This is a genomic window from Xenorhabdus entomophaga, assembly GCF_037996725.1.
GTDB lineage: Bacteria > Pseudomonadota > Gammaproteobacteria > Enterobacterales > Enterobacteriaceae > Xenorhabdus > Xenorhabdus khoisanae.
In genome coordinates, this window is record NZ_JBBMXH010000115.1 from 1 (window position 1) to 12,368 (window position 12,368).

At 39.5% G+C, this 12,368-nt stretch carries 12 protein-coding genes and 1 pseudogene; 5 read left to right on the forward strand and 8 right to left on the reverse strand.

The window, feature by feature from the left end; all coding sequences use genetic code 11:
- Positions 1-446: 446 nt before the first annotated feature.
- From AAC854_RS18825 to AAC854_RS18845, 5 genes are read left to right on the forward strand one after another with little or no spacing between them, the layout of a single operon-like run.
- Entirely contained in the window at positions 447-1,133 is a 687-nt protein-coding gene (locus tag AAC854_RS18825; RefSeq protein WP_340618459.1) for a class I SAM-dependent methyltransferase, read from the forward strand.
- A 24-nt stretch (positions 1,134-1,157) separates the two neighbouring features.
- Positions 1,158-2,876 (forward strand): carbamoyltransferase C-terminal domain-containing protein, encoded by a 1,719-nt coding sequence (locus AAC854_RS18830; protein ID WP_340618449.1) that lies wholly within the window; start codon positions 1,158-1,160, stop codon positions 2,874-2,876.
- 11 nt (positions 2,877-2,887) lie between these two features.
- Positions 2,888-4,393 (forward strand): Gfo/Idh/MocA family oxidoreductase, encoded by a 1,506-nt coding sequence (locus AAC854_RS18835; RefSeq protein WP_340618450.1) that lies wholly within the window; start codon positions 2,888-2,890, stop codon positions 4,391-4,393.
- Between the two features lie 5 nt (positions 4,394-4,398).
- Positions 4,399-5,595, forward strand: a complete 1,197-nt coding sequence (locus AAC854_RS18840; RefSeq protein ID WP_340618451.1) for a multidrug effflux MFS transporter — start codon at positions 4,399-4,401, stop codon at positions 5,593-5,595.
- Between the two features lie 48 nt (positions 5,596-5,643).
- On the forward strand, positions 5,644-6,831 hold the full coding sequence (locus AAC854_RS18845; RefSeq protein WP_340618452.1) for a MalY/PatB family protein: 1,188 nt from the start codon (positions 5,644-5,646) through the stop codon (positions 6,829-6,831).
- 41 nt (positions 6,832-6,872) lie between these two features.
- Here the strand turns inward: AAC854_RS18845 and AAC854_RS18850 are convergent.
- The 8 genes and pseudogenes from AAC854_RS18850 to AAC854_RS18885 all read right to left on the reverse strand — a co-directional run.
- A pseudogene (locus AAC854_RS18850) lies at positions 6,873-7,070 on the reverse strand (hypothetical protein); the annotation flags it as partial.
- Between the two features lie 413 nt (positions 7,071-7,483).
- Positions 7,484-8,218: an HNH endonuclease gene (locus tag AAC854_RS18855; RefSeq protein ID WP_340618453.1), complete on the reverse strand. Its 735-nt coding sequence runs from the start codon at positions 8,216-8,218 to the stop codon at positions 7,484-7,486.
- A gap of 127 nt (positions 8,219-8,345) precedes the next feature.
- Positions 8,346-8,489 (reverse strand): hypothetical protein, encoded by a 144-nt coding sequence (locus tag AAC854_RS18860; protein ID WP_273549851.1) that lies wholly within the window; start codon positions 8,487-8,489, stop codon positions 8,346-8,348.
- 121 nt (positions 8,490-8,610) lie between these two features.
- A complete protein-coding gene (locus AAC854_RS18865; RefSeq protein WP_340618454.1) occupies positions 8,611-9,147 on the reverse strand; it encodes a GIY-YIG nuclease family protein in 537 nt (178 codons plus the stop codon).
- Complete coding sequence (locus AAC854_RS18870; RefSeq protein ID WP_340618455.1) at positions 9,148-9,414, reverse strand: hypothetical protein; 267 nt, start codon at positions 9,412-9,414, stop codon at positions 9,148-9,150.
- 22 nt (positions 9,415-9,436) lie between these two features.
- Entirely contained in the window at positions 9,437-10,000 is a 564-nt protein-coding gene (locus AAC854_RS18875) for a hypothetical protein (RefSeq protein WP_340618456.1), read from the reverse strand.
- Positions 10,001-10,653: 653 nt separating this feature from the next.
- The gene (locus tag AAC854_RS18880; RefSeq protein ID WP_340618457.1) at positions 10,654-11,571 is read right to left on the reverse strand and encodes an integrase domain-containing protein; all 918 of its coding nucleotides are present in this window, start codon (positions 11,569-11,571) and stop codon (positions 10,654-10,656) included.
- Between the two features lie 436 nt (positions 11,572-12,007).
- A partial coding sequence (locus AAC854_RS18885) for a hypothetical protein (protein ID WP_340618458.1) occupies positions 12,008-12,368 on the reverse strand: 361 nt, incomplete at its 5' end.

The window sequence follows — 12,368 nt, forward strand, 5'->3', positions numbered from 1 at the left end:
GCACTGGATGTACTCAGTGAAATCGCGACAGCGGTGACCCGAAAACAGCCCTATCCGGATGTCTTTAATCTGCTTTCCTGCTAGTCAATACAGGGCTGGTGAATGGTTACGGATAATGTAAGCGCTTAAATGCATTTCGGATCAGGGACATCGTTTGGGACTCGCGCAAAAAACGAGGAATTTACCTGATGTTCCGTTAATGCGACAGAACCAGAATTATTCTTGTTGAATAAATATTAAATATATTACATGTATTATGCAGCCCACGATAAAGAATTGGGGTATTTTACAAGAGTAAAATAAAATTTTATGTCTAGAAATTTTTATGATGATAAAAACATCCAATTTTGGAATGAATTGGCTGAAATTCATTTTGATAAATCTGATTATAATATTGATAGTTACGACCCACTAAAATATCAATTAAGAAACATTGAGATATCTGAATTAGGAAGTTTAACGGAAAAAAAGTCCTTCATTTACAATGCCATATTGGATTGGATAGTTTTGCTCTTGAAATGCTAGGTGCAAAGGTAACTGCAATTGATTATTCTTCTGTAGCCATTGATACTGCAAAATACATTAAAAGAAAATTTGGTTTAAAAACAAATTTTTATTGTGCTAACGTTTATGATTTATTTTCTCTTAACTTAGGTGAATTTGATCTTGTTTTTACATCTTATGGAATTATCGTCTGGCTTCAGCATTTAAATTTATGGGCCAAAACAATATCCTCACACTTAAAATCTGGCGGTGAATTTATTATTATTGATGAGCATCCTTTTGCCCGTATGCTAAGCAATCCTAGTCAGGATAATACATCGCTTAACAACTCAGTTATTTCCTCTCATTATATATCAGGAGATCCAATTAAGGCTAATTACAAATATTCTTACGCAAATAGAGATGTTTTATTAAAAAATCAAGAACAATACGTTTATTTTCATAGCCTATCTGAGATAATAACAAGCCTACTAAACGAAAATATGCAATTAATGAAATTTAAAGAGTTTGAGAAAGGTTTCTACAAAGCATTCTCACAGTTATTTAAAAATGAAGAAGGATGGTGGTGTTTTGCAAAAGATACGCCATCGATTCCATTAATGTTTTTATTAAGAGTAAAAAAACATTAAAATAGTTACAATAGAGAAATCAACATGAAAGAAATAGTATTAGCAATTAATATACCTATATTGGCTGATGGGTCGGTGACTTATGATGGAAATGTCGTATTAGCCGATAGAAACCAGATTATTATGGCGATTGCAGAAGAAAGAGTTTCAAAGAAAAAGTATGATGGACAAGTAATTTGTGCAGTAAAAGAAATTTTATACAGAAACAAACTGACATTGGATGATCTCTCCGCAATTTCTGTCGTCAGTTTTGGACAACCAATGACTTCCTCTGATACGATGGAAGATAGTCTTAAAAATTACCTTGATGGTTTATTTCCCGGATTCGACAATATTCATATTGTGAAATCTCATCACGTAGCTCATGCTCTGAGCGCTGTCTCCCAAAATGATGTTAAGCGTGCATTGGTTGTTGTCGCCGATCATACAGGCAATATCATTGGTGAAATATCTGATACGGAAGTTTTGGAAAATAACTCTGCTGAGCAGGTCAGTTATTATTTGTATGAGAATAATGACTTAAAATTACTTGCTCGGGACAATACACAACCTTGTGATCAGGGATATGGTCGGTTTTATGGTGATGTTACTTGTTATCTGGGATTTGACAGCTATCGTGAGTCAGGAAAAACGATGGGACTGGCTTCATTTGGAGATCCTACCGTCTTTTCATGTTATCCGGCATTTACTGAGACAGAATTTGGTGTCGTGTCTGAATTGAAAGATGAAAACTATGTATCCGATTGTACGAAAGATATTCAAAACTGGTTCAAGAAACAGGGAATTAATATCCCTGAAAGGCGTCACAAAACCGGCATTATTCGTCCCTTTGATATGCACCTCGCAGCATGGGCTCAAGATCAATTACAAGAATCAATTATTCGTCGAGTAAAAGGATTGGTAGATAAATATCATATCGATACAGTATGTGTTACTGGCGGTGTGGCAATGAATTCTGTGATGAACCGTAAATTAGAGGAAGAATTAAATATCAATGTTTATGTTCCTCCTTCACCTGGTGATGCTGGATTAGCTCTTGGAGCTGCAGCGGAATATTTTTGGAAAAAAAATAAAAAAATACCAAAACTTAATTCTTCACCTTACTTAGGCCCTGTTTATGCAGAAGATGAAATTTCGGAAATCGTTTTTTCATACGAAAATGAATTTATCATTCGGCAAGTAAATGATCCTGAATATCAAGCTGCACGGATGATTGCTGATGGTAAAATAATAGGCTGGTTTCAAGATCGCAGTGAATATGGACCCAGAGCTTTAGGTAATCGTAGTATCCTTGCTTCTCCATCTAACAGTTGGACAAAAGAAATACTCAATAGTCAGATAAAACTGCGTGAATGGTTCAGACCCTATGCTCCTGTAGTGTTAGAAGAAAAGGCTGATATTTATTTCAATATGTTGTCTCCTGTGCCTTATATGATGAAAGTGGCTCCTGTTAAAGCACAAGCAAGATTTGATATACCTGCTTGTATCCATGTAGATGGAACAGCAAGATTACAAACTGTATCTGCTACTTCGAATAAAAAGTTTTATAACCTGATTAAAGAATTGGATAAAATAACTGGTATACCAGTAGTACTCAATACCAGTTTCAATTTAGCAGGAATGCCTATTGTAGAATCTCCAGTTGATGCTATTAATTGTTTTAGACAATCAATAGGCATGGATGCACTATTCATCGGTAATTATCGATTAGAAAAAAACACATTATTTAATCAAAATATCTAAATGAGTTATTTATGTTAGCTAATAATTATACTGTCAATCTATTATTGATTGGCTTTGGTCCGCATAGCAAAAGAATATATTATCCATTACTAGAAGATGCAATATATAATCCTGAGTTAAACTTATGTGCAGTCGTGGATTTGTTATCAGAAAAGGAAAATATTGAATTATATTTATCTGGGAAAATATTGCAGCCAGAGGTGACTTATTTAAATGATATTAGTAATAATCAAGATGAACTAAACCTAGACATTCAAATGGTATTAAACGAAGTTGTAAAAAAACACGCTATCAATGGTGTTATTATTGCAACTGAACCTCTCGCTCATGTTAAATATGCAAAATGGGCTCTGAGAGCTGGTTTGTCTATTTTGATGGATAAACCAATATCTTCTTATGAAAATATCTCAACCTCCATTGATAAATCAATAAAAATTCATGAAGATTATTATCTTCTTAATTCACTGTATCAGAAAAAACAATGTGAAAATCCATCTCAAGTTTTTTCTTTAATGGCTCAACGTAGATATCAAACATCATTTAATATTATAAAAAAACATCTTTCCGAATGTTTTATTATGACAAATTGTCCAGTCACAAATGTACAAACCTTTCATTCTGATGGACAATGGCGTATGCCAACGGAAATTATAGAGCAACATTATCACCCTTATAATCAAGGTTATGGGAAATGTTCACATAGTGGCTATCATTATTTTGATATCATTCCATTTGTATTAGAATCGGCTATTAGTGAAGAAAAGCAATACGACAATATTGACGTTTTTGCGACAGCAGTCCGCCCTAAGGATGTTCTGAGTCAGTTTAGTTTAAATGATTACCGAAAATTATTTGGCCAGCATACTTTTGATAAAGTTAATCGCTATAATGAAAGTCAATTAGATTCTCTTTTGGGCGCTTTTGGTGAAATTGATTGTTGCAGTAATGTTTCCTTTAAACATGGTGATAAAACGATTACTACTGCTTCTATAAATTTGTGTCACAATGGTTATTCACAGCGAAATTGGGTAACAGCCACTGGTCGGGATCTTTATAAAGGTAATGGGCGGGTTGCTCATGAGTCTCATATTTTTCAGCAAGGCCCATTTCAATCAATTCACTTTCACTCATATAAGTCAGATGAGCCCCCAGTTGAAGACTATCGTATAGGGACGAAAGAACACCTAGAAATCTATATTTTTCGCAATCATAAAATGCTTGGAGGCAAGCATATTGAAGTTATCAATATTGATGACATCATCGCAATGGAAGGTGGCCGGAAAGGGATAAAAGGAAAAGCGAAAGCCAAAGCGTTTTATGAATTCATCTCAGGGATAAGGGGAGAAATTTCTGCATCAAATATGGTTTCTGATTTTAGTAAACATGAAATAGGAGCTACATTAACATCAGCAATTTATCAGTCTATATCCCATCAATATCATCGGTTAAATCCTCTGATTAACCGTTCTTTTCACATTAAACAAAATGCTCCTAAAACAAAAGAGCTGACTTATTGATGATAATGAAAAACAATATTGTAATACAGTTAGCTTGGTTGATTCCGTTGGTAATTGCAGCCCCTTTAGGACTGGATATCTGCCTGCCTAGTATGCCGATGATATCTCGTGAATTAGGTAGTTTACCTGAGACAACTCAATGGTTGATTAGTGGCTTTATACTGTGTTTGAGCTTGAGTCAGTTGTTTTTCGGGCCGATGGTTGATCAAGTAGGCTCTCAACGTGTGCTGCTATGTGGAGGGGTTTTTTATGTGTTGGGAGATATTAGTGTGTATTTTATTCATAATCTCCCTTTACTCATAGTATTACGACTGATTCAGGGATGTGGTGCAGGGGCAATATCCGTTGCTATTTTCGCTAGTGTTCCTCTTCGCTTTCAGGGGGCAGAAGTAGGAAAAGTATTTAGTATGCTTAATGGAGTGATCAGTCTAGTACCTATACTGGCTCCAATAATAGGGGGAAAACTAGCTGTACATTATGGCTGGCGATCTAGCTTTTATGTCTTAGGAGGCTTTGTATTATTATGCTGTTTTATTGCCTTATGGAAACCATTACCGAGAAGACATAGAAATACGTCCATTTTGCTGACAAAAGTATTTTCAGGATATTTAGATGTATTACGTCACCCTAAATTTTTACTTGGATGCTTGACGAGTAGTTTCGGATTTGCCACTCAATTAATTTTCTTTTCAAGTTCCCCTGTAGTACTTATTGAAACACTGCATATTCCAGTTGACCAATTTGGTTATTATTTTGCTATTAATGCAGTTTCCATCACTGCCGGTAGCTTATTAACTGCTCGATTATTAGGGCGAGGAAAAGATATCGCTCTATTGTATGCTGGTGCATTGTTATTATTATTGGCAATGATTGGGTTTATTTTTACTATCTATCTATTTAAAATATCAGTTTGGTCATATCTTATTTCAGCAACATTGGGAAGTTTTGGATTTTCCATATTGCTTGGTACCGGAACAACTATTGCTTTATCTCCATTTAGTCATTTAGCAGGACGAGCTTCTGCATTAGTCGCAACAATACAAATGTCATTTTCATCACTAATTTCCTGGATGGTTATGAGACATTGGCGTAGTGATTGGTTATCAATGATAACGGCATATTTCCTATTATCCTTTGCAATTTTGATGGTGATATATATATATGGGATTAATAAATTCAGAGCAAGAAATGATATTTTTTGATTATTTTAAAGGGTTTTATCTTAAATTTATATAATAACGGAATTTTATATGACTTACGATTTCGATAGTGTTATTGATTTTTCCAAATCTAATTTACTCAAATGGGAATACCCTTCACCTTATTTACCATCCAGTACAGATGAAGCACCTCTCCCGCTATGGATTGCTGATATGGATTTTCAATGTCCTATTGAAATACGGAAAGCTCTCCATGATTCTATAAAACAAGGCATTTTTGGCTATAGTAAGGCAAGTAACAGGCTTTTTGAGGCTATTACTCAATGGCAATGGCAGCACCATCGCTGGCCAGTAAAAGAAGAGTGGATAGTACAGAGCCCAGGAGTTGTGAACAGCCTGAGTTTAATTATCCAAACCTTTACACAATTGGGAGATGAAATTTTAATTCAACCACCGATTTACAGTCCCTTTTATCAGTGTGCTTTATTGAATGGAAGGCAGGTAGTAACAGCACCGCTAGTTGAAAAAGAATTGGGATATACCTTGGATCTCGATGTATTTGAGGCAGCCATCACCCCCAATACGAAACTGTTTTTTTTATGTAATCCGCATAATCCGACTGGGTATGTATGGAGTAAAGAAGAATTAACCGCAATGGGGGAAATTTGTTTGCGGCATGGAATAATGGTCATCTCTGATGAAATACATCAAGACTTGATCCTTTCTACAGATAAGCGTTATCTGCCTTTTGCCAACATCTGTGATGAATTTGCTGATATCTGTATTACTTGTACGTCTCCTAGCAAGACATTCAATATGGCAGGATTACAGACTTCTAATTTGTTTATTGCCAATAAAAAAATACGCAAAAAACTAAAACAGACTTATACGTGTTATTCATTACATATTCCTAATATGTTAGGACTCGTCGCCTGTGAAGCTGCATATCGTTATGGTGCATCATGGTTGGCTGAATTATTGATATATTTACGTGACAATCGAATACTATTACAACAATGTTTTGGTAAATTTTCTAAAGTTAAGCTTTTTGATGCGGATGCTCTTTATCTTGGTTGGATAGATTTCAGAAATAGTGGCATTGCACCAGAGAATTTGCAATATGAACTACTTAACCGTGCTCATTTATGGTTGGATGATGGCATAAAATTTGGTACAGATTATGCTGGATTTGCCAGAATCAACTTTGCGTGCTCCCGTTCAACACTAAACACAGCTATTCAGCGATTGAATCAACTAATACAATCTGAACGGACGTGAGGAAATATCACATATTCTGTCAAAACTAGGTGACTCTTAATTACTAAGGATTTACCGTTAATTTTACTTGGAGGTTGTAGCAACCATTTGAGGCGGGACAGTTGTTCATCACCGGATGACAGCAGACTATCCAGCACCGTTTTATGCTGCAACTCTAAGGGTGCAGTCAGTGTAGAAAATACCATTCTGTCAGCCAGCGTCATGGCTTCAGCAAGTGTTCGTTCCACGACGTCATGGGAATGCCTGCTGCGTCGAACCAATAATGGGTTAAATGATAAAAAGTGTATGTCAATATAGGAGCAAATCCACTTCGATTCAGCCATGTCTGGCTGAATCATTTCTGTATCAAACTGTGGTGAAAGATTAACAAACAATGATTATCTGGATAGATATTAATGCATTGTATTTTCAATGTTTTCTTCTATCTCCGTCTTATTCATACGTACACAGTAAGCAGGACGTACCCTTTCAAACTTCCAGCTTTCAAATAGCGAGCCAACATCAAACGGATCAAAACCGAACTCCTCATATAAGCGGATCAGTCTGCTTCTCGCTCATAGCTGCACCGTTCCTTCTAATCCTGGGAGTCGGACATGTCATAAGCGGTCGTAAAAACACCAAAGAACGTCAATACATGGGGAGAAGGTCATGGCTATCCATGATTTTTATTGTTCATCATCTTATTTTTTAACTCTGCAACTAGTAGTACCTTACTCCCACGATGGACCATCGCATGGCAATTTGGACATAATGGGATCATGTCAGTGACTGGATCTACTTCATAATTCTCACCTACTGTGTGAAGTGGCTTGATGTGGTGTACGTGGATGAAGCCCTTGCCATGTTCACCGTAAACTATCTCAAAGTCGAAACCACAGCACTTACATGCTGTACCGTGATAGTCGAGACATGCTTGTCTTGCCTTCGGTTCTCTCTCGTAAGCGTTTACAGTTACCTGTTTTTTTGCACCTTCTATATAGTTCTCTGGTGACGGGATTTCATCAGGGTATGAGTTAGGTAAGAAATCTGCATACCAGATAACACCCTCTTTTCTGAGGTAGCGTCTGTTCAACTTATGTTCGAAATCTTTGATCACAGCTACTTCTGGATCATCAGGATGTTCTGCAAACATCATGTTGAATGTGTAAAGCTCGTAGCCTTCATTCACCAGTCTAATGTGTTCAATTGCTTGTGTGTATCCCGGTTGTTTTTTGTGCTTAGAGTTATACTCCCAACGTTCGCGAAGGATAACAGCTCGCTCTTGTTCACTCTCTACATCCCAAGCACCAAATATCACCATTCTTTTTTCATGATTAACAAATGACCAACTCCATGTCCAATTACGGCAAGTAGCACCATGCCCTTGAATAAATTGTTTTCTGTTCATACCCATTCCTTTTGAAAGCGATTTGTTATAGCTACAAAACCCGTCGACGATCCGTAATTTATTCTTAGTAAGCAGAACCATCTGTCATTAGGAGTTAACTTACATCAATAAACACTGACTGTCCTCATTACAAGGCTTGTCTGAAAGTATCCTGAGTGAATTCTATAATCGAGAATAGTAGCTCGAGCCAGAATGTGGCGTTAACGCCCGCTCTTTGCTCATAACCGACCAAGATCCTTCCTGCTAACAACGTGCTGTCTGGAACTGCCACTCGACTGAATCTGCCAACCAAGGTTGATTAATGTAACGATTTCGAGGAGAAGCGAGATTTAATTTCTGCTTTTTTGGGTTTTACTCGCTTCTCAATGATAGATCCGACTTTTAGAGTTGATTCAAATAATCCCGTATGCTTTCAGACATTTGCTCCTGATTGCATATTTATTAAGGGAATTTACAAAGTCGCTCAGTTCATCAGTATAAGAAAACCATTCTCTGCCGAGGCCTTTCTTTTCTATTCTGAGTGGGCTGAAGAAGCGGTGTAAGGCAGATTCTGCTTTCACTCCCCCACTGGGGATAATAGAGATAAAAATCAGTTTCTTAGCTCCGTATTGTCGTTTCAGAGTATTAACACGTTGACTGATGTTATTGGAAACACCGATTTTCACTCTTTCATTTTCAACATCCAGGACAAAGTACACATCCGATCCCCCCTTCAGATGAGGGTCATAATCCAGCCAGGGATAAGTAAATGTATTTGTATTTCCAACATCAGGAGATCTGAGCCAAGGGATGGCCTCACTCCATGCCTTCTCCAGGATTGCCTCCTGCTTTTTTAGTATAAACGGGTGCATCAGTGTGGTACATTCAAATTCTCTGCCCAACGGCACATAAGAACCGTTGCGGGAAGGGGCAAACAGGCCCGTAGGCATTCATACCGCCATTAATTTAAGCTTATCTTTATCAGCCTGCTTATCGGTATAGAGGCTTCTTTTCCCCTTTATCGTATTTGCCTCCAACTGCTGGGGAGTGTACGATTTAATGAAGTTGAAAGGCAGGTTATCAATACTCTCCGGCTTGTATTTTTTAGCGAAACTCTGATATTCGGCGCTGCCCATCGCTTGTGCAATAAAGCTTATCTTTACGACATCAGTCTGGCGAGTTAGCCATGAAAATGCAATTTTCCCTGCTCTGTTCATATTTTACTTTCCCTGTAATAAATTACGCTAAAGACTCAAAAGGAACTTCAATACCGAAATCATATTTGTGCCCGTCTTTACTAACAGACCATTTCCCCTCACCACCACAGGCCAGCAAGGCAGTATATAAGCAGTAAATACCGGTACGCTGGTGTGGTTCTGGTATTCCCTTTTGGAAATCCAGTGCTCTATAATTATTAACGCGGCAAATCTTAATTACACCATCATAACCAAGAGCCATGAATTGCTTCGTAAGATGAGAGAGATACCCGGCCATATAGTGCTGAAACCATGGTCGTGTGAAAACTCGATCATGTGGAGGGATAATGTATGCATCGTGAATATCAAGGTCCCATTCCCGGCTGGTGATCGTTACGAATTTATCCTGAAAATGATAGTAAGCATAAAACCTCAGCCCAAACACCCACGGTTCCAACCAAGGGTTGACCGCCATTTTTAAAGCGCCTTGCCGGTTGAAGTGGGTAAGTACCCTGCTGATACTGTCATCGTGAAATTCCAGTATTCTGACCATATCCTCTACAGAACAGGGAGCATTTTCAGAGAGTTCATACGTAACCGCGGACATAATATCCTCCGATATCCGCGTCCACTGTCCCTCAGTCGTCTTCCGCATAAGACTCTCCTGAACGTGTAGGTCAGTATGTAAGTGTGTTCTCAGTTCCGATATACAGGAGGAAAGCAGATTGCTAAAGGCAAGCTTGTCCGCGGCGCTGGTAAGACCATAGAAAGAAATATATCTGTCAGTTAGTTGGCCAAAAACAGTACTCAGTTCTAACCAGTCGTTGCAGTTATATCGCAACGCAACGGCGTCCTGCGCATAGCTCAGACAGATGTTTAACGTTTTGGAAAGATATTTTGCGTGTGCTTTTGCTTCAGCACGGGTAGGAAGTCGTTTCATTGATTAAGTCCCTCAGATTTCTTATGTGCTCACGAACCATAAGAATTGAAGACACTTAACCAAAAAAGATTTGATAAGTCTGCGCTGCATTCCGCTTTAGCCGTGAGCTGCCAGGTCGCGCTAACCTTTATCCTAACTTATTGGAAAGAAAACACGTTGTCAAGAGTCACTCGCTCAGTATTCGTAACCAATAAGCGCATACCCTGAATCACCTAACAGTGTAATTCTCAGGGTGTGAATGTATATACTTCGCTCATAGCTGACAGTCAGGTAGGGTAGCGATTAATCCAGATGATTATCTTTTATCAGGGAAAATAGTGTTATTCCTCCTCACCTTTCTGGTAATACACCTGCCGGATATAGCGCCCGCGTCCATCACCGTGCCCCAAATCCATTGATGCCAATGCCAGCGCTTCCCGCTCACTGAATCCCTGCGCGGTGTAATATTCACCGGATTGCTGGGCAAAATGGTAGCGCATACTGTGCGGGGCATTCTTACCCGCCAGTCCTGAGCTTCTGACAATATAGCGGTAACGGTCTATGGCCTGCGTGATCGTCGGTTTATCAATCAGTTTTCCACCACGCTCTGCCTGCTCTCGCTCGGCATAAGCAATGGCATGTTGCAGCGCTGCCTGATCCAATATGGTCGTTTGCCGAGGCCGTCCACCTTTGGTACCAAATATCACCCGCACAGAGGTCTGCCCATTCTCCAGTGCTTTTTTCCAGGTGGCTAACGACTTATAGGCCTCCACCGCTTCTTTGGTGCGCAACCCCAGAACATACGCCAGTTGCATCACCGCCGCCACGCGCCGGTCTTTTTGTTCGACCTGCTGAAATATTTCACGGAACGCAGCCGGTGCCAACGCCGTTTTAGTTCCTTTTCGGTTTATGGCAACAATACCGAGTGCCCGGTTGCTCAAACGGGCATTACCGGGATCAGCCAGCTTATGCTTTCCGGCCTGCGCTAAAACGCTTCTCAGCACGGACATTTCATTTTGCAGAGTCCGGTGGCTGATAGAGTTGGCCTTTCGCTCGGCAATATAGCGTTCAATATATTTGACTTTAAGGCTGTCCATCTGCCGGAGCTTAATGCCTTTCTCCTTGAGAAAGTTAAGAAACTGCCGGGCAATCCGTTCACGATCGGCCACCGTGGCAAAGCTCCCACCCGCTTGTCGGGCATGGGTAATAAATTCTTTCCTGAACAACTCAATTTTTGAACGTGCCGATTTCTGCGCCATTCACGCCTCTCCTGTCACTTTTTCTCTGTTTTTATTCATTTTTTAAACAAGTCTCTGCGTGTCGGTTCAGGTTCACCGTTCCGTGATGCGTCAGATAATGTGTAGCAGAGTGAGGTTGTGTTGAGTTATTGCAGGAGCTCGCGACGTGCTGAGCACAGCGATGGAAGGCTCCCCGTTCATTGCCTGATCAGCTCAGGATGAACGCCTCATTATCTTGACGTATGTCATATCTCCTTTTTTTACTGTATCAGCCTGTTTTAAGGCGGTGGGTTGAAAACCAGATCTGGAATTTGTTCGTAAATCAAACAAAATGTCTGTTAATAGTCTGTTTTGAATGGTTTCACTGAGTAATTCAGGGTTCAAATCGGTCGTAAAGGCAGACCGAATGCGCTCTGGACGCTGACGCCCGGCGACGTCACTTGGTCATCGCTGCGCGTTAACGCAAGTGACGCCGCACAAGATCCGGGACGTTTATCGTGATAAATACAAAACGTGGGTGAACGTTGTACCGGTTAAAACGGTATCGTTCAGCGTGAGGCAGGAAATGTTCTGCTCTGTTATGTAGGTAGCCGGTGGTGAATAACACCGGGAAACTTTCATCGTCAGATCGTGGGTTATGGGTCTGATGATATCTGCTTCCAAAAGTGCGCAGATGTACCGCATGGCATGCACTCCCTTTCAGGCTACGGGAGTTAATGAGATGGTCTTCCCCACCTTGTGAACCATACTCTTTATAGAGTATTTTTTCTGGAGAGTCCATCATGCAAAACGTCACCCTTATTGGTATCGATCTCGGC